Raw genomic sequence first — 17214 nt, 5'->3', positions numbered from 1 at the left:
CCACCCCCCCGCGCCCCGCCGCGGCCACGGCCCCCGCCGCCGCGGCCGCGGTCGCGCCCCTGCCGTCCGACCACCGGCGCGCCTCCTTCGCGTTCGCCGCGATCGGGGCGTTATTTTGCGCCGAGCTCGCCGGCGGGTTCGCGCTGACCCGGCCGATCGTCACCGCCACCGCCGCCACCGCTCGACTGTTCGGGTCGGTCGGGGCGCTGGCGGCGGCGACGATCGAGCGGGCGCCGCGGCGGGTGTGGGCCACCGTGATGACCGTGCTCATCGCCGTGGTCACCACCATCGTGATCACCGGCACCAACACCGACATGATCCGTTCGGCCCGTGCGGTTTTCGCACCGGTCGCGGACGTCGACGTGTGGGTGAGCGCCGATCCGCCGGACCGCTATCCGACCGACCCGCTGCCGTCCGGGTTGCGCGACAAGGTGGCCGCGGTGCCGGGCGTGGCCCGGGTGACCGAGGGCGCCTTCGCGTTCGCGGTGGTCGGCGGCACCCGGGTGCTGCTGGACGGATTCAGCGCCGGAACCGCCGATGCGCTCTACCGCGCGCTGGACGAACCGGTGCGCACCGCGGTGCTGGCCGGCCGGGGCGTGGTGCTGTCGCAGAATCTGGGCAAGGCCCTGCACGTTCGGGTCGGTGACCAGCTGCGGCTGCACACCCCCCGCGGGCCGCAGCGCCCGGAGGTGCTGGCCTTGGTGCCGTATTTCTCCACGGTCATCGGCACCGTCGGAATCAACCTCGAGCAGTTGCGAACCTGGTTCGACCGGCCGGCGGCGACCACCCTGCAGATCACCGCGGCCTCCGGCGCGGATCCGCGGCGCCTGGTGGCCGAGGTGCGCCGTGCGGTGCCTGGCCCCAACTACGTGTACGACGGGCGCGCCGCGCTGGCCGGGCTGGAGGCCCCGCTGCACCAGAGCATGTTCATCGCCAACGCGGTCTGGATCATCGTGGTGTTCGTGGCCGCCGTCGCGTTGCTCAACACCCTGACGCTGTCGGTGCTGGAGCGGCGCCGCGAGATCGGGGTGCTGCGGGCCATGGGGGCCAGCCGCCGGTTCACCCTGCAGATGGTGTTGGTCGAGGCGGCCAGCATCGGTGTCCTCGGCGGTGTCGCCGGCCTGCTGTGCGGGCTGACCGACCAGTGGCTGTACAGCTTGGTCAGCGGGGACGTGATGAGTTTCGACGTCGACTTCCGGCCCAGCCCAACGGCGCTCGCCTTGACCACGGGCGCCCTGGCGATCACCCTGCTGGGCGCGCTGCCGCCGGCCCGCCGCGCGGCACGGTTGAACATCATCGACGCCGTCGGCGTCGAATAGGTCGGTGCGGATCAGAAACCGAGCGGGACCAACGCGGTGAAGATCTCGGCGAGCGGGTCCGTAAAGGGCAGGGTGAACGTGCTGTCGATGCCCAGGTCCGGCACCACGAAGGTGTTCACCGTGTCCCCGACCGCCCCGACGCCCGTGTCGTCGGGCACGACCACGCCAGGCACGCTCGCCAATGCATCCGAGGGGTCCTGGCCCGAGGTCAACACATCGGTGAAGAGCGGGGTTCCATGGATGGAGGGACCTTGGATGACGTTCGCGACATATTCGCTGTCATCCGGGTCGGCTGCCGCGGTATCGGTGAACAGGCCGAAATTGTCGGTGTGACTGATGAAGTCCGGATCGGCCGGGGAGGGGACGTCCTCGCGGTCGGCGGAGGCGACGGAACTGGTGGCAAGCGCGATGAGGAAGGTGCCCGCAGCGGTGCCGACGGCGGCCGCAATAGCCCGACTGTTCATAGCTGACTCCAATTCTTGAACCAGGCAACGGTGTGGGCGGCTGGACGCTCACGACCCGTCAATAAGCGAAAAATTATACGAGAATTACAAAAAGCTGTATAGAAGATGAGTAAAACATAAGTTTACTGATCCGGCGCTGCAGTGTGCTCGACCATCGTCGCGACGCCTTGCAGATGGGGAGTGCACGGCGGCGGCACCGGGGTGCGTCGGAGGCTGCGCAGCCCGCTGGTATCGAATCCGGCCGCGGCAATCGCGTCGACGGTGCGGCGGTTGGGTCGGCACCCGGACGCCAACCACGACCAGGGCCCGGCGATCCGGTCCTGAAAGCGCCCCATCGCGCCGTCGCCGCGCACGTGCTCCAGCACCACCAGTCGGCCGCCCGGCACCAGCACCCGCCGGATCTCGGTGAGGGTAGCGGCCACATCGTCGACCGAACACAACACCAGCCCGACGTGGACGGAGTCGAAACTGTTGTCCGGGAACGGTATCGACTCGCCGACGCCCTCGACGATGTCGACGGCGATACCGTGGCGGCGGGCAAAAGCACGCGCCATCCGCCGCATTGCCGGGTCCGGCTCCACCGCGGCGACCGCGGTCACCGCCGCCGGAAGGAACATCAAGTCGGTGCCCGGACCCAAACCGACCATCAGCAGCCGGCCGGTCGCGTGGCTCATCGCCGCGCGCCGATACCGGTGGTAGAACAGCCGGTCGAAGATCGGCATGCCGAGCCGATACACGTACGGGAACACCGGGTTACGGCGTGTCATCGGCGGCCCAGATCCAGCCGGAACGGTGGATACTCCTCGCGCATCAACGAGACGTAGACGGCCACCCGGTAGCGCCATCGCACGATGCCCAGCAGCAGCTCGTACATGCCGCGCGGGATCGTCCCGGTGCACAACAACCCCAGCGCCGCGATCACGCACAGCACCTGCAGCAGCGGCTCCATCGCCCAGCAGAGCAGGATCTGCGGGATCGCCAACAGCCACCAGTTGACTAGGGCGGCCCGGTTGCTGAGCCGGCGTGGGTAGTCGACCTCTAGGTCGGCGGGGTAGTCGGGCCGCGACGCGAGGCTAAACGGCGGGTATTTGTCGGTGCTGTTCATCGGGAACCGGTAATTCATGAGTCGCCAGGACCAGCGCAGCGTCCCGACGGTGACGTCGAAGATCGGTCGCGGATACCGGCCGGTGAACAAAATCGCCACGCCGGCAGCGATGGTCAGCACCGGATACGCCAGATACAGCCCGATCAGGATCGGGTAGTGCGGGACGGCCAGCACGCACCATTTGACCAGCCACAGCCAGCGCGAGGGCGCATCGACTTCGGCGCGTACTCGTACCGGATCCTCCGATGGGGTCATTCCCTGGTCGCCCACATCCGGCGGTGACTGACCGCGCGCAAAAACATCGTCAACGTCCAGGTCATGAACCGGTCCGACAGCATCGCCGCCGGCCGCAGCACGGCTTCACCGTGGGACACCTGCCGCGATGCCACCCAGGACACCGCCCTCACCTTGCGGCGCCGGGTCTTCTCGTACCAGCGCAGTGCGGCCGCCAAATCGCCGGTGCGGCAATCCGACAGCGCCTTGCGCAACACCATCGTGTCGAGCAACGCCTGATTGGTGCCCTGTGCCAGGGTGGGCGGCATGGTGTGTGCCGCATCCCCGAGCAGGGTCACCGCGCCCAGGCCCGGCGACCGCGGAATCGGATGCCGAAAATGCGGGTACGGCGACGGGGCCAGGTCGTCGTCGGTCAACGTCGCCAAGACCCGGTCGGCTCGGTCGGACCAGCCGGTAAAACTGGATCGGATCAGCGAGAGGGGATCCTTGGGTCGGACGAAGCCGACGGACCAGGGCAGGTCGAACCAGAACTGCAGATCGCGGCCGCCGGCAGGCCACAGGCCCAGGTTTCCGTGATCGCCGACCATGACCATGGCGACTTGCTTATCGGCGATCTCGGGCAGGGTGATCAGTCCCTGCCAGCTGCACCAGCCGGTCGGCTCCGCATCCCGCCCGCCGACGATGTCGCGCACCATCGAGTGCAGGCCATCGGCGCCGATCACCAGATCGCCGTCGGCCCAGCCGTCGTCCTCGAACTCGAGCTGCACCCCGGTGGGCGTGCTGGTCACCCCGACCGCACGGGAATTGCAGCGGATGCGTTCGGCCGGAAAGCCGGCCAGCAGGCGGGCCAACAGGATTCGACGCGGGACCATTCGCACCGGGGCGCCCATCCGGTCCGCGATGGCGGCCGCGTCGAGCGTGGTGAGCCGACGTCCCGTGGAGGTCACCACCCGCACGGTGGACAGTGTCTGACCGGCCCCGTCCATGCTGACACCCAGCTGCCGCAGCACCGCCGCGCCATTGGGCCAGATGGTCACGGCGCCACCGGCGGCGCGCACCTGCGGGCGCTGTTCGTAGACGGTGACGTCGTGCCCGTCTTGCAGTAACCCCCGGGCCACGGAGATGCCGCCCACACCGGCGCCCACGACGAGGACCCGAAGCGGTCGCGCATTCGGTTTGGGCGGCAGTTCCTTCGAACGGCGGGGGTGGCTTTCGAGCCGGTTGAGCCCCACGCCTCAATCTATGCCGACGATGGGCTCGGTGGATAGGGGATGGCCGCATATTTCGCGGATGCAGGGTTACCGGCCGTGGCCTCCGCGATATGCCCACGCGTCGGTCGCCCGGGGCTGCTGAAATCGACGTCGAGATTGACACACAGCCCCGAGAATCGGAGGTTTGCGGAATTAAGACGTCGATTTCAGTGGCCAGCCAACCCCTCCACGAAGGCTTGGGTCTCCGCCCAGCTGGGCAGCAGCCCGGACGCTTGGACCTCGGCCAACGTGGGCGCGCCGGCATCCCGCTCGGACAAGGTCAGCGGGTGATCCGTTGGCCACTCGATGCCCAACGCCGGGTCGGTGGCGGCGATGGTGTGTTCGCGCTGCGGGTCGTAGCCCGCCGAACACAGATACATCACCGTCGAGTTGTCCTGCAGCGCAACGAAGCCGTGTGCCAACCCCTCGGACAGATAAACCGAGCGGCGATCCCGGGCGTCGAGCAGCACCGCATCCCAGCGGCCGAAGGTCGGGGAGCCCACCCGGATGTCGACCACCACGTCGAACACCGAACCGGACACGCACGTCACATATTTGGCTTGACTGGGGGGCAGCTGGGCGAAATGCAGGCCGCGCAGCACCCCGGCCGCCGACACCGAACAGTTGGCCTGCCGCAGGTCGAACCGGTGACCGGCGAACGCGGTGAACTCGCGGTCGGTGAACCACTCGAAAAACAGGCCGCGGGAATCGGCATGCAGCTGCGGGGTGATCTCCCAGGCGCCGGGAACGGCGAGTTCACGTGCGGTCACGTCACTGCCCCCGCTGCTCGTAGCGCGCCTCGACGGCGTCCTTCAGTGGCGCCCACCAGGATTCGTTGGCGCGGTACCACTCGATGGTGGCGCGCAGCCCCTCCTCGAAGTCGGTGTGCTTGGGCGCCCAGCCCAACTCGTCTCCCAACGTCGACGGGTCGATGGCGTAGCGCAGGTCGTGCCCGGCCCGGTCGGTCACCTGCTCGAAATCGTCGGGGTCGCGGCCCATCAGCCGCAGGATGGCCTGCACCACGGACCGGTTGTCGCGTTCACCGTCGGCGCCGATCAGGTAGGTGCGGCCGGGCCGGCCGGCGTCCAGAATGCGCCATACCGCCGCGTTGTGGTCATCGACGTGGATCCAGTCGCGCACGTTGGCGCCGCGGCCGTACAGCTTGGCCCGCCGCCCGGTGAGCAGATTGGTGATCTGGCGAGGGATGAACTTCTCCACATGCTGATACGGGCCATAGTTGTTGGAGCAGTTCGAGATCGTCGCGGCCACGCCGTAGGAGCGCACCCAGGCCCGCACCAACAGGTCGGCGGCGGCCTTGGTCGACGAGTAGGGGCTCGACGGGTTGTAGGGCGTCGACTCGGTGAACCGCTGCGGGCCGTCGAGCGGCAGGTCGCCGTAGACCTCGTCGGTGGACACGTGGTGGAGCCGCACCCCGTGCCGGCGCACCGCCTCCAACACGGTGAACGTGCCGATCACGTTGGCGTGCAGGAACGGCTCCGGGTCGGCCAACGCGTTGTCGACATGGGTTTCGGCGGCGAAGTGGACCACTGCGTCGGACTCGGCGACCAGCGCCGACACCCGCTCGGCGTCGGTGATATCGCCCTGCACCAGCCGGATGTCATCCGCCACGCCGGCCAAAGATTCGCGGCTGCCGGCGTAGGTCAACGCGTCGAGCACCGTCACCGTCACGTCGGGGCGCTCCCGCACGGTGCTGTGCACAAAATTGGCGCCGATGAACCCGGCACCCCCGGTGACCAGCAGTCGCATGGTGCAACCCTAGCGGAGCGGTGCGGCCGAAGGCCGACGCAAAAGCTCCCGGGCCGGAATGATCGAGCAGATCTGGCGGCCCCCGCCGACGGCGTCGAGCTGCTGGCGGCGAGAGCCGGATCGGCAGTCAATGACGGAAGGGTGAGATGAGATCAATTCACACCGCGCCGCAGGTGTTCCGCAAGGTCAGCGAGATCGACTGCCCGATCGAGCGGGTCTGGCAGCGGGTCACCACCCAAGAGGGGATCAACGACGAGATGAACCCCTACCTGAAGATGACCATGCCGCGGCGGTTCCGCGGGAAATCCATCGCCGACGTGACGCCCGGCACCCGGATCGGAAAGAGTGTGCTGCTCCTGTTCGGGATCGTGCCGTTCGGATTCGACGACATCACCATCGCCGAGATCGAGCCCGGGCGGATGTTTCGGGAAGAGTCGGTGATGACCGGCATGCGGATTTGGGTGCACCACCGGACCCTGGAACCCGACGGCGACAAGACGATCGTCAGCGACGAAATCACGTTGGCGCCGCAGGCGCCGATGGGTCTGATTCCCGGCTGGGGCGCGCTGCTGAGCGCCGTCCTGTCGGCCTTTTTCACCCACCGTCACCGCCGCCTGCGTCGCGGCCTGACCGGCGCGTCCCAGTGAGTCGCTACGGCGGACCGCCACTGGCCATTGATCCACCGCGCTGAATCGCCCGGGGGTTCAGGTCGCGAGCCCCAGCGGCCCGGCCAATTCGGTCAGCGTGGGCAGCAGCTTGTCCCAACCGCCCAGCACCTGAATCGCCACATGGTCGGCGCCGGCGCCCAGGTGCTCACCCAGGCGCGCGGCGACGGCGTCGGCGGTTCCGTGCGCGACGACGCCGTCGATGAGGCGGTCGCTGCCGGGCTCACGCACGTCGGCGTCGGTGAATCCCAACCGCTTCCAGTTGTTGACGTAGTTGGACAACCCGAGATAGAAGCCGACCGCTTTGCGCCCCACCGCGCGGGCCTCGGCGGCGTCGGTGGTGAGCACCACCTTGTGCTCGGGCGCCAAAAGCACGGTGTTGCCGACGAGTTCGCGGGCGTGCGCGGTGTGCTCGGGGGTGGTCAGATACGGATGCGCCCCGGCGCTGCGCTGCGCCGACAGCTGCAACACCTTGGGGCCCAACGCCGCCAGCACGCGGCGGCTGGTCGGCACCCCGGCGGCGTCGAGGGCGTCGAGGTAGTCGACCAACGCTTGATACGGCGTGCGGTACTGCTGGGTGTGCTCGGGATGCCCGGCGCCGACCCCGAGCAAAAACCGGCCCGGATGCGCCTCTTCGATGCGGTGGTAGGACTCGGCCACCGGCTGCGCCTGCGCCGACCAGATGTTGACGATGCCGGTGGCCACCTGCAGCGTCGAGGTGGCCTCCAAGATCGGTTCCACGAATGCTAGGTCGGCGGCGGGGGAGCCGCCCACCCAGACCGTGCCGTAGCCCAGCCGCTCGATCTCGACCGCCTGCTCGGGCCGGATCGGCCCCATCGTCCACACGCCGTAGGAACCCAGCTCGGGCTTGAGCGACAGCGCTTCAGTCATCGGCGCCGCTCCTTCTCGTCGCTTCGTTCTGCATCGTCGCCGGCGCAGGTCATGGTCCTCCGTATTACGGTGTCAGTCCTAACGGGCCGGCCAGTTCGGCCAGCGCCGGGACCAGTTTGTCAGGTCCGGTGAGCACCTGGACAGGGACATGGTCGGCCCCGGCGTCGAGGTGCTGGGTGAGCCGGGCCGCGATCTGCTCCGGGGTGCCGTAGGCGACCACGGCGTCGACCAGGCGGTCGCTGCCCGGCGCGGCGAGGTCGTCGTCGGTGAAACCCAGCCGCCGCCAGTTGTTCAGGTAGTTGGCCAGGTTGAGGTAGATACCGAGCGCCTTGCGCCCCACCGCGCGGGCCCGCTCGGCGTCGGTGGTCAGCACCACCTTGTGTTCGGGCGCCAAAAACGCCGCCCGGCCCAGCAGCTCGCGGGCCTGCGCGGTGTGCTCCGGGGTGGTCAGATACGGGTGCGCCCCGGCGCCGCGTTGCGCCGACAGCCCCAGCACCTTGGGGCCCAGCGCGGCCAGCACCCGACGCTCGGCGGGCACCCCGTAATCGTCGAGCCGGTCCAGGTAGTCCACCAGCGCGTCGTACGGTTTGCGGTATTCGGCGACGGCCTCGCGGTGCCCGACGCCGATGCCGAGCAGGAACCGGCCCGGGTAGGCCCGATCGATGCGGTGGAACGACTCGGCGACGGCCGGGGCGGGCGCCGTCCAGATGTTGACGATGCCGGTGGCCACCTGCAGCGTGCTCGTCGCCGCCAGGATCGGTTCCACCCAGTCCAGCTCGGCCGGCGGTGAGCCGCCCACCCAGACCGCCCCGTAGCCCAGCGCCTCGATGTCCTTGGCTTGCTCGGGGGTGACGCCGCGGCCGAACGAGCCGAACCGACCGAGATTGGGTTTGTGCGCGACCGTGTCCGTCATGGTCGCTCCAACCGCGCCGGCGGCGGAAACTATTCCGCGCTACTCGACGGTCGGAACCGGGTGGTCGTTGGTGGTCACCACCTCCGCGGCCGGCGCGGCCGGCTGCTCGGAATTCGGCGAGCGGTTGAGCATCGCGGCCACGTCGATCCCGGAGGCCTTCAGCGTCTCGAGCACCTTGGCCAGGCTCAGCGGGCTGATGCCGAGCAGGCCGCCCAACGCGTCCCGGGTGTCGCCGGCGCCGCCGATGATCGACAGCCGCTCGATCTCCGACAGCGGGGAGGCCGCCGCCTGGGTGGCCTCGACCACCGAGGACAGCACGTCGGGCAGCATCAGCATCCGGGCGGCTTCGGCGCTGTAGCTGTTCAGCGCCTCGGCGATCTTCTTCTTGCCCTCGGCCTCGGCCAGCAGCTTGGCCTTGGTGCCCTCGGCCTCGGCGATCAACCGTGCCTTGGTGCCCTCGGCCTCGGCGACCAGGCTCGCCCTGGCGCCGTCGGCCTCGGCCTGACGTTCCACCCGCACGGCGTCGGCGGCCGCCTTGCGCGCGTCGGCCTGGGCCTCACCGGATTGCCGGGCGGCCTCCGCCTGGGCCTGAGCGGTCAGGATCGCCGACTGGCGCTGGCCCTCGGCGCGGGCAATGTCGGCTTGCCGTTGCGCCTCGGCCGGCGCGATCACGTCGGCCTGCAGCGCGGCCTGGGCCTGCTCGGCGCGGCGCTGCTCCACCTCGATGCGGGCCTGCACCCGGGCGGCCTCGGCCTGCTCGATGGCGATGCCGACGTCCTTTTCGGCGCGGGCGTGCGCCAGCGGCCCGGCCTGGTCGGCCTGGGCGTTCTCGGCCTCGGTCTGCGCGCGCAGCCGGGCCAGTTCGACATCGCGCTTCTGGTTGGCGGTGGCGATCGCGGTGTCGGCCTCGGCCTGGGCGACCGAGCCCTCCTGGCGGGCCTTGGCCGACTGGATCTGCGCGTCGCGTTCGGCCTCGGCGGTACCCACCGCAGCGTCGCGCTTGACCTCGGCGATGCGGCGCTGCCCCAGCGATTCCAGGTAGCCGTTGAAATCGGAGATCCCGGCGATCTTGAGCACGTCGACTTCCATGCCGATGCGGGCCAGGTCGGCGCCGGCCTCCTCGACCACACTGCGGGCCAGGCTGTCCCGGTTGGAGTTGAGGTCCTCCACCGTCATCGTCGCGGTGATCCCGCGCAGGCTGCCGGCCAGTATGTCGTTGATCTGGTGCTGCAGGTCCTCCAGGTCGGAGGTCAAAAAGCGCTGCACCGCGGTCTGCACCGCCTCGTCGGCCGACCCGATCCGAACCAACCCGACGGCCTCCACGTTGACCGGCACCCCGTTGTTGGACAGCGCGTTTTGCAGCTTGATGCTGACGTTGAACGGTTCCAGCGACATGACGTCGACCCGCTCGATGCCCGGCACCCGGAACCGGGCCCCGCCGCGCACCACCTTGGGCTGGCCGCGGCCGGTGAACACCGCCACCTCATTGGGCGGCACCTTGATGTAGTTCTTCACGTAGATGACCGGCAGGCCGACCAGCAGCAACAATGCCGCGACGGCCGCGACGAAGACGATCAAGACGAGCGACATGGCGGGAGCCTTTCTCCTTAGTGCTCGGGTACCGCGACGACGTGCACGTAGTCGGGGTCCACATCGGCGATGTAGACGCGGGTGGATTTGGCCAGGGTGGCCGGTTCGGTAGTGATGGCGCGGGACCGCACCCGGTTACCGTCGCCGTCGACGAAGGCGACCTCGCCCCACCCGTCGACGGGAACGTCGAGGGTGACCGTGCCCAGCAGGCCGATGTACGACGACCGTCCCCGCTGCGAGTTGGATTGCTGTTTGCGCAGGTAGGGCAGCACCAGGCCCTGCAGGGTCGCCACCAGCAGCACCGCGCTGACCAGCGCCACGCCGCCGGCGGCCGCGGCGCCCAGCCCGGCCCAGGTGCTGACCAGCCCGCCGGTGCCGGCGCCCAGCAATGCCGCCGACACGCTGGTGAGGCTCAGAAACGGCATCCCGTCGTGACCGAAGTCGGTCAGCAGCAGCGCCGACAGCACCGCAACCGCACCGACGACGAACGCCGCCAGGTACACAGCCGACACGGGACTCCTCTCTGCTCAGCCCGTGCCCCCCGGTCCTGTTCGGGCTGGTAGAGCCATCCTCGCATCCCGCGGGGAGGGTCAGGTGCGGAATTTTGGCGCAGGGCGGCGCTGCGGGTATCGTGGAGCACCGGTGCGGCATCCGCGCCGGCTCTTTGCGTGCCCTGTTCTGGAATTCGAGGAATTTCCTGCCACCGGCTCACGTTTTGCAGTCGGAGCGAATTCTGCGCCGAACCGGGCGCAACGTACAGGACAGAAGAGGATCGCCGGAAAGTTATGGCCAAAAAAGACGGCGCCATCGAGGTCGAAGGCCGCGTGGTCGAGCCACTGCCCAATGCGATGTTTCGCATTGAGCTGGAGAACGGCCACAAGGTGCTCGCGCACATCAGCGGCAAGATGCGCCAGCACTACATCCGGATCCTGCCCGAGGACCGGGTGGTGGTGGAGTTGTCGCCCTATGACCTCTCCCGGGGCCGCATCGTGTACCGGTACAAGTAGCGAACCCGCCAACACCAACGTCAACCAGCGATAACGAAGGACCACTACAGCCGTGAAGGTGAACCCGAGCGTCAAGCCGATCTGCGACAAGTGCAGGGTGATCCGCCGGCATGGGCGGGTCATGGTGATCTGCTCCGATCCTCGGCACAAGCAGCGGCAGGGTTAATCCCGCCCGCGACCCACAACTGAATGCAGACCTCCCAGTACCAGTGAGCGGCTGGCATCTTTAGAGATGGGCCAGCTCACCCACGCCCGGACCGGAGGCCGGGCCCCGGAGCAGTCAGCCGGGAACGGGCTGGGATCGACACCTCCGTGACGAAGACGAAAGAGGGCATGCCCCCATGGCTCGACTTGTGGGCGTCGATCTCCCGCGCGATAAGCGCATGGAGATCGCGCTGACCTACATCTACGGCGTCGGCCGGACCCGCTCGCGGGAGATCCTGGCCGCCACCGGTATCGACAAGGACCTGCGCAGCAAGGACCTCACCGACGATCAGCTCACGCACCTGCGTGACTACATCGAAGCCAACCTCAAGGTGGAGGGTGACCTGCGTCGCGAGGTGCAGGCCGACATCCGCCGCAAGATCGAGATCGGCTGCTACCAGGGCCTGCGGCACCGCCGCGGCCTGCCGGTGCGTGGCCAGCGGACCAAGACCAATGCGCGCACCCGCAAGGGCCCCAAGCGCACCATCGCCGGCAAGAAGAAGGCCAGGTAACCCATGCCACCGAAGAAGGCAGCTGCCACCGCCAAGAAGGGGCAGAAGACCCTGAAGACGCGGCGGCGGGAAAAGAAGAACATCCCGCACGGTGCCGCGCACATCAAGAGCACCTTCAACAACACGATCGTGACGATCACCGACCCGTCGGGCAACGTCATCGCCTGGGCGTCGTCGGGCCACGTCGGCTTCAAGGGGTCGCGGAAGTCGACGCCGTTCGCCGCGCAGCTGGCCGCCGAGAACGCCGCCCGCAAGGCGCAGGAGCACGGCGTGAAGAAGGTCGACGTGTTCGTGAAGGGCCCCGGCTCGGGCCGGGAGACCGCCATCCGGTCGCTGCAGGCCGCCGGTCTGGAGGTCGGCGCGATTTCCGACGTCACGCCGCAGCCGCACAACGGCTGCCGTCCGCCCAAGCGGCGCCGGGTCTAGGAGGTACAGGAGAAGATGGCTCGTTACACCGGACCCGCCACCCGCAAGTCGCGCCGGTTGGGCGTCGACCTGGTCGGCGGTGACCAAGCATTCGAGAAGCGTCCCTACCCGCCCGGCCAGCACGGTCGCGCGCGGATCAAGGAGAGCGAATACCGGCTGCAGCTGCAGGAGAAGCAGAAGGCCCGCTTCACCTACGGCGTGCTGGAGAAGCAGTTCCGCCGCTACTACGCCGAGGCCGTGCGCCGCGGCGGCAAGACCGGCGAGGAGCTGCTGCGCATCCTGGAAAGCCGGCTGGACAACGTGATCTACCGGGCCGGGCTGGCCCGGACCCGGCGGATGGCCCGCCAGCTGGTCAGCCACGGCCACTTCACCGTCAACGGCGTCAAGGTGGACATCCCCAGCTACCAGGTGTCGCAGTACGACATCATCGACGTCCGCGACAAGTCGCTGAACACGCTGCCGTTCCAGATCGCCCGCGAGACCGCCGGTGACCGGCCCATCCCGGGCTGGCTGCAGGTGGTGGGGGAGCGGCAACGCATCCTGGTCCACCAGCTGCCCGAGCGGGCGCAGATCGACGTCCCGCTCACCGAGCAGCTGATCGTCGAGTTCTACTCGAAGTAACCGCCCGCACCATCCGGTGCGGGTCCCCAACGGCATCAAATAGCGGGTGCCGAGAAGGAGATAGAAACACCATGCTGATCTCTCAGCGACCCACCCTGTCCGAAGAGGTTATCGCCGACAACCGGTCCCAGTTCGTCATCGAACCGTTGGAGCCCGGCTTCGGCTACACCCTCGGCAACTCGTTGCGGCGCACGCTGCTGTCGTCGATTCCCGGCGCGGCGGTCACCAGCATCCGCATCGACGGTGTGCTGCACGAGTTCACCACCGTGCCCGGCGTCAAGGAAGACGTCACCGACATCATCTTGAACCTCAAGGCGCTGGTGGTGTCCTCCGAGGAGGACGAGCCGGTCACCATGTACCTGCGCAAGCAGGGTCCGGGTGCGGTCACCGCGGGCGACATCGTGCCGCCGGCCGGGGTCACCGTGCACAACCCCGACATGCACATCGCCACCCTCAACGACAAGGGCAAGCTGGAGGTCGAGCTCGTCGTCGAGCGCGGCCGTGGCTACGTGCCGGCCGTGCAGAACAAGGCGTCGGGCGCCGAGATCGGCCGCATCCCGGTGGATTCCATCTACTCGCCGGTGCTCAAGGTCACCTACAAGGTGGAGGCCACCCGCGTCGAGCAGCGCACCGACTTCGACAAGCTGATCCTGGACGTGGAGACCAAGAACTCGATCAGCCCGCGCGACGCGCTGGCGTCGGCGGGCAAGACCCTGGTCGAATTGTTCGGTCTGGCCCGTGAACTCAACGTCGAAGCCGAGGGCATCGAGATCGGGCCGTCGCCGGCCGAGGCCGACCACATTGCCTCCTTCGCGCTGCCGATCGACGACCTGGACCTGACCGTGCGGTCCTACAACTGCCTCAAGCGCGAGGGTGTGCACACCGTCGGTGAGCTGGTGGCCCGCACCGAGTCCGACCTGCTCGACATCCGCAACTTCGGGCAGAAGTCGATCGACGAGGTGAAGATCAAGCTGCACCAGCTGGGCCTGTCGCTCAAGGACAGCCCGGCCAGCTTCGACCCGTCGCAGGTCGCCGGCTACGACGCCGCGACCGGCACCTGGTCGGCCGACGGTGGCTACGACGACCAGGACTACGCCGAAACCGAACAGCTGTAAAGAATTCCGTCCCGGCCCTACCTGATACGGGGGCCGGCCCCATTTAGGAGAAGCCAGCAATGCCCAAGCCCACCAAGGGCCCTCGCCTCGGCGGGTCGTCCTCGCACCAGAAAGCGATCCTGGCGAACCTGGCCACGTCGCTGTTCGAGCATGGCCGGATCAAGACCACCGAGGCCAAGGCCCGGGCGTTGCGGCCGTACGCGGAGAAGCTGATCACCCACGCCAAGAAGGGCACGCTGCACAACCGGCGTGAGGTGCTCAAGAAGATCCGCGACAAGGATGTGGTGCACACCCTGTTCGCCGAGATCGGTCCGCACTTCGCGGACCGCAACGGCGGCTACACCCGCATCATCAAGGTCGAGGCGCGCAAGGGCGACAACGCCCCGATGGCGGTCATCGAACTGGTGCGGGAGAAGACGGTGACCTCCGAGGCCGACCGGGCGCGCCGGGTCGCGGCGCCGGCGCCGGAGAAGGCGCCCGAACCGGCCGCCGAGGCCCCGGCGGAGGAGCCCGCCGAAGCTGTCGAGGCGGAGGCCGTTGAGGCGCCGGCCGAGGCCGCCGCGGACACCGACGGGGACGCTGACCAGTCCTGACGTGTCCGGGGCTGTTCGGCTGCGGCTGGATATCGCCTACGACGGCACCGAGTTCGCCGGCTGGGCTGTGCAGGCCGGCCAGCGGACCGTGGCCGGCGTGCTCGACGAGGCGCTGTCCACGGTGTTTCGCACCCCGGTGCGGCTGTTCGCCGCGGGGCGCACCGACACCGGGGTGCACGCCACCGGTCAGGTGGCCCACGTCGACATCCCGTCGGCCGCGGTGACCCACGCCTATCCGCGCACCCGGCGCAGCGGTGACCCCGAATTCCTGCCGCTGGTGCGACGGTTGGGGCGGCTGCTGCCCACCGACGTCCGGGTGCGCCAGATCGCCCGCGCCGCCGCCGGGTTCGACGCCCGGTTTTCGGCGCTGCGCCGCCACTACGTCTACCGGTTATCGACCGCGCCCTACGGGGTGGACCCGCAGCAGGCCCGCTACGTCACGGTGTGGCCGCGGGCCCTAGACGTCGACGCGATGAACGCGGCATCGCGAAACCTGCTGGGGCTGCACGATTTCGCCGCGTTTTGCCGACACCGCGTCGGCGCCACCACGATTCGCGACCTGCAGCGCCTGGAGTGGACGCGCGACGGCGACCAGGTCACCGCGCATGTCACCGCTGACGCGTTCTGCTGGTCGATGGTGCGCTCCCTGGTGGGGGCGCTGCTGGCGGTCGGTGCCGGTCGCCGCAGCCCGGGCTGGTGTGCCGCGCTGCTGGAGGCCAGCCACCGGTCCAGCGACTTCGCGGCCGCCCCGGCGCACGGCCTGACGCTGGTGGGTGTCGACTACCCGCCGGATGACGAGTTGGCGGCGCGCACCGTGATCACCCGCGACCTGCGCCGCCGCTAGACCAGGCCGGCGACGAACGCGGCGGCCTGGTTGGTCAGCCCGGGGGTGTAGCCGGAGTGCGCGCTGAAGTTCTGCCCGTCGGAGCAGACCGGGTCGCCGTCGGCGCACAGGTCGATGGTCTTGGGCCCCCAGGTCGGACTGTTCGTTAACGGCTGACCCATCCGGGCCGACGGGTTGCCGAACACCGCGATCGCCGCGACGTGATCGGCAGCCTCCGCCGGCAGTGGCGCGCTGAACCCGAGGCCAGGCACCGGGGCCGCGGCGACAACGTCGATCACCGCGGCGCCTTGGGAGTAGCCGCCGAGCACCAGTCGAGTGTCCGGACAGTTGTTGGCCATGTCCTGGACGTGGGCGCTGGCGTCGTTGGCGCCGTCCGCGGCGGCGCGGAAGTCGTAGCTGGCCGGATAGTTCACCCCGTAGGCGCCGACGGATCTGCCCCCCACCTGGGACCGCAGCGACCCGATGAAGGCGTTGCCGACCCGCCCGACCCCCGGCGAGTCGTTGGTGCCGCGGGCGAACACCACCTCGATGTCCGGGCAGGCCGCCGACGCGCTGGGCAGCATGGCCGTGGGTAGCGCCGCGGGGGCGATGACCGCCGCGGCCGCGGCCAGCGCCACGGCGCCCGCCAACACAGCGTTGCGGCCCCGCGAGGTGGGGAAGGGCCGCCCAAACATCCGGTGTCTTATCACGCGGTAGATATTAGCGGTTCAAAATATTAGTGCGCAAAACTAATTGATGTGCTCTTCGGGCGGCTGCAGGTGCGGTTGCCCGGTCTGGATCTTGCTGGCCACGAACGTGGCGGCCTGATCGGTCAACCCGGGGATGTAGCCGTCGGTGTGCGATTCCCACTGGTTGCCCGGGCCCTCGTGGCAAATCGGGTCGCTGGCGTTGCACAAATCGATCGCCTTGGACCCCAACAGCGCGCTCTGGCTGGCCAGCGAACCGCCGCCCCGATCGGCGGCATTGCCGAACGTCGCGACCGCCGCGATGTTGCCGGCGTATTCGGCCGGCAGCGGACTACCCCACGTCACACCGACCACCGGAACCCCGGCCACGATGTCGATCACCGAGGCGCCCTGCGAGTAGCCGCCCAGCACCAGCTTGGTGTCGGGGCACTTGCCGGCCATGTCCTTGACGTGCCGAATCACGTCGTTGGCGCCGTCGCCGCCGCCCAACTGCAGCCGGCCGGCGGGATAGTTCACCGCGTAGACGCCGATGTTTAACCCGGGGGTCTTGGCCCGCAGCGAGTCGACGAGGGCGTCGCCGACCCGTCCGACGCCGGGCGGCTCACTGGTGCCGCGGGCGAAGATCACTTCGGCATCGGGGCAGTCGTCGGCGGCCGCCGACGGGACGATCGACGGCACCGTGCTCGGGGCGACGAGCAGGGCGCCGGCGCTGAGCAGGGTCAGCGCGCCCAGGCCGGTCCAACGCAGGGTGCGGGACGATCGGCGGGCGCGGCGACCGGACTTCGCGGAAACGATCTGGTCGATGTGCACACGCCGATATTACCGGGGCTCGGCGCGATCCCAGAATGCGGTATCTGCCTGGTGAGCGCGTTGCTAGGCTGGGTGGGTTGTGTGTTCCGGTGCTCGGCGCCGCCAGGGAGGGTTGGGGTTGAACGGGTCTTTGCGCAGATTTGCTGGCGTCGCGGCGGGCGTCGCCGGTGCGGTGGCGGTGGCCGGCTGGCTCTTATA

22 protein-coding genes are annotated in these 17214 nt (G+C 69.0%); 10 read left to right on the top strand and 12 right to left on the bottom strand.

The features are described 5' to 3' along the window. Nucleotides 1–1319, top strand: a 1319-nt coding sequence (locus tag BKN37_RS18700; RefSeq protein ID WP_131823646.1) for an ABC transporter permease, incomplete at its 5' end; no start/stop codon positions are given. 11 nt (nucleotides 1320–1330) lie between these two features. Here the strand turns inward: BKN37_RS18700 and BKN37_RS18695 are convergent. The 6 genes from BKN37_RS18695 to rfbB all read right to left on the bottom strand — a co-directional run bounded on the left by BKN37_RS18695 (nucleotide 1331) and on the right by rfbB (nucleotide 6139). Continuing rightward, the gene (locus BKN37_RS18695; protein ID WP_071028463.1) at nucleotides 1331–1783 is read right to left on the bottom strand and encodes a hypothetical protein; all 453 of its coding nucleotides are present in this window, start codon (nucleotides 1781–1783) and stop codon (nucleotides 1331–1333) included. 122 nt (nucleotides 1784–1905) lie between these two features. Beyond that, the gene (locus BKN37_RS18690) at nucleotides 1906–2550 is read right to left on the bottom strand and encodes a class I SAM-dependent methyltransferase (RefSeq protein WP_071028462.1); all 645 of its coding nucleotides are present in this window, start codon (nucleotides 2548–2550) and stop codon (nucleotides 1906–1908) included. After that, on the bottom strand, nucleotides 2547–3143 hold the full coding sequence (locus BKN37_RS18685) for a DUF4389 domain-containing protein (RefSeq protein ID WP_071028467.1): 597 nt from the start codon (nucleotides 3141–3143) through the stop codon (nucleotides 2547–2549). Before BKN37_RS18685 ends, BKN37_RS18690 begins: the two co-directional genes overlap by 4 nt. Continuing rightward, entirely contained in the window at nucleotides 3140–4309 is a 1170-nt protein-coding gene (locus BKN37_RS18680) for an FAD-dependent oxidoreductase (protein ID WP_071028466.1), read from the bottom strand. Before BKN37_RS18680 ends, BKN37_RS18685 begins: the two co-directional genes overlap by 4 nt. A 230-nt stretch (nucleotides 4310–4539) precedes the next feature. Beyond that, nucleotides 4540–5142, bottom strand: coding sequence for a dTDP-4-dehydrorhamnose 3,5-epimerase (gene rfbC, locus BKN37_RS18675; protein WP_071028461.1), 603 nt, complete (start codon nucleotides 5140–5142; stop codon nucleotides 4540–4542). Between the two features lies 1 nt (nucleotide 5143). Beyond that, entirely contained in the window at nucleotides 5144–6139 is a 996-nt protein-coding gene (gene rfbB / locus BKN37_RS18670; RefSeq protein WP_071028460.1) for a dTDP-glucose 4,6-dehydratase, read from the bottom strand. A 146-nt stretch (nucleotides 6140–6285) separates the two neighbouring features. Here rfbB and BKN37_RS18665 point away from each other — a divergent pair, with 146 nt between their 5' ends. Next, the gene (locus tag BKN37_RS18665; RefSeq protein WP_071028459.1) at nucleotides 6286–6786 is read left to right on the top strand and encodes an SRPBCC family protein; all 501 of its coding nucleotides are present in this window, start codon (nucleotides 6286–6288) and stop codon (nucleotides 6784–6786) included. Between the two features lie 57 nt (nucleotides 6787–6843). Here BKN37_RS18665 and BKN37_RS18660 read toward each other — a convergent pair whose 3' ends face one another. The 4 genes from BKN37_RS18660 to BKN37_RS29270 form a co-directional block, all read right to left on the bottom strand. After that, complete coding sequence (locus tag BKN37_RS18660) at nucleotides 6844–7695, bottom strand: LLM class F420-dependent oxidoreductase (RefSeq protein WP_071028458.1); 852 nt, start codon at nucleotides 7693–7695, stop codon at nucleotides 6844–6846. 64 nt (nucleotides 7696–7759) lie between these two features. Next, nucleotides 7760–8608 (bottom strand): LLM class F420-dependent oxidoreductase, encoded by an 849-nt coding sequence (locus BKN37_RS18655; protein WP_071028457.1) that lies wholly within the window; start codon nucleotides 8606–8608, stop codon nucleotides 7760–7762. Between the two features lie 39 nt (nucleotides 8609–8647). After that, nucleotides 8648–10198: a flotillin family protein gene (locus BKN37_RS18650; RefSeq protein WP_071028456.1), complete on the bottom strand. Its 1551-nt coding sequence runs from the start codon at nucleotides 10196–10198 to the stop codon at nucleotides 8648–8650. Between the two features lie 17 nt (nucleotides 10199–10215). Continuing rightward, nucleotides 10216–10710 carry a hypothetical protein gene (locus tag BKN37_RS29270; RefSeq protein ID WP_071028455.1) on the bottom strand — a complete coding sequence of 165 codons (495 nt, stop codon included), beginning with the start codon at nucleotides 10708–10710 and terminating at the stop codon, nucleotides 10216–10218. 273 nt (nucleotides 10711–10983) lie between these two features. Between BKN37_RS29270 and infA the strand changes: the two genes are divergently transcribed. From infA to truA, 8 genes are all read left to right on the top strand, one after another. Next, entirely contained in the window at nucleotides 10984–11205 is a 222-nt protein-coding gene (infA, locus tag BKN37_RS18640) for a translation initiation factor IF-1 (RefSeq protein WP_003418601.1), read from the top strand. A 52-nt stretch (nucleotides 11206–11257) separates the two neighbouring features. Continuing rightward, complete coding sequence (gene rpmJ / locus BKN37_RS18635; RefSeq protein WP_003879483.1) at nucleotides 11258–11371, top strand: 50S ribosomal protein L36; 114 nt, start codon at nucleotides 11258–11260, stop codon at nucleotides 11369–11371. A gap of 175 nt (nucleotides 11372–11546) precedes the next feature. Further along, nucleotides 11547–11921, top strand: a complete 375-nt coding sequence (gene rpsM / locus BKN37_RS18630; RefSeq protein ID WP_071028454.1) for a 30S ribosomal protein S13 — start codon at nucleotides 11547–11549, stop codon at nucleotides 11919–11921. A 3-nt stretch (nucleotides 11922–11924) separates the two neighbouring features. Next, nucleotides 11925–12347, top strand: coding sequence for a 30S ribosomal protein S11 (gene rpsK, locus BKN37_RS18625; RefSeq protein WP_071028453.1), 423 nt, complete (start codon nucleotides 11925–11927; stop codon nucleotides 12345–12347). Nucleotides 12348–12362: 15 nt separating this feature from the next. Beyond that, entirely contained in the window at nucleotides 12363–12968 is a 606-nt protein-coding gene (gene rpsD / locus BKN37_RS18620) for a 30S ribosomal protein S4 (protein ID WP_071028452.1), read from the top strand. A 71-nt stretch (nucleotides 12969–13039) separates the two neighbouring features. After that, the gene (locus BKN37_RS18615; RefSeq protein ID WP_071028451.1) at nucleotides 13040–14083 is read left to right on the top strand and encodes a DNA-directed RNA polymerase subunit alpha; all 1044 of its coding nucleotides are present in this window, start codon (nucleotides 13040–13042) and stop codon (nucleotides 14081–14083) included. A gap of 59 nt (nucleotides 14084–14142) precedes the next feature. Beyond that, the gene (gene rplQ, locus BKN37_RS18610; protein WP_071028450.1) at nucleotides 14143–14676 is read left to right on the top strand and encodes a 50S ribosomal protein L17; all 534 of its coding nucleotides are present in this window, start codon (nucleotides 14143–14145) and stop codon (nucleotides 14674–14676) included. Further along, the gene (truA, locus tag BKN37_RS18605; protein ID WP_071028449.1) at nucleotides 14621–15520 is read left to right on the top strand and encodes a tRNA pseudouridine(38-40) synthase TruA; all 900 of its coding nucleotides are present in this window, start codon (nucleotides 14621–14623) and stop codon (nucleotides 15518–15520) included. Before rplQ ends, truA begins: the two co-directional genes overlap by 56 nt. Here truA and BKN37_RS18600 read toward each other — a convergent pair. Together BKN37_RS18600 and BKN37_RS18595 are read right to left on the bottom strand one after the other, a co-directional pair. Next, a complete protein-coding gene (locus BKN37_RS18600) occupies nucleotides 15517–16194 on the bottom strand; it encodes a cutinase family protein (RefSeq protein WP_083341889.1) in 678 nt (225 codons plus the stop codon). The two genes, truA and BKN37_RS18600, sit on opposite strands and share 4 nt — an antisense overlap. Nucleotides 16195–16248: 54 nt before the next feature. After that, entirely contained in the window at nucleotides 16249–16953 is a 705-nt protein-coding gene (locus BKN37_RS18595) for a cutinase family protein (protein ID WP_071028464.1), read from the bottom strand. Nucleotides 16954–17214 lie beyond the last annotated feature (261 nt).

Source organism: Mycobacterium talmoniae (genome assembly GCF_001854525.1).
Taxonomy (GTDB): domain Bacteria; phylum Actinomycetota; class Actinomycetes; order Mycobacteriales; family Mycobacteriaceae; genus Mycobacterium; species Mycobacterium talmoniae.
The sequence above is the reverse complement of the archived record's forward strand: the minus strand, read 5'-3'. Positions and strand labels throughout refer to the sequence as shown.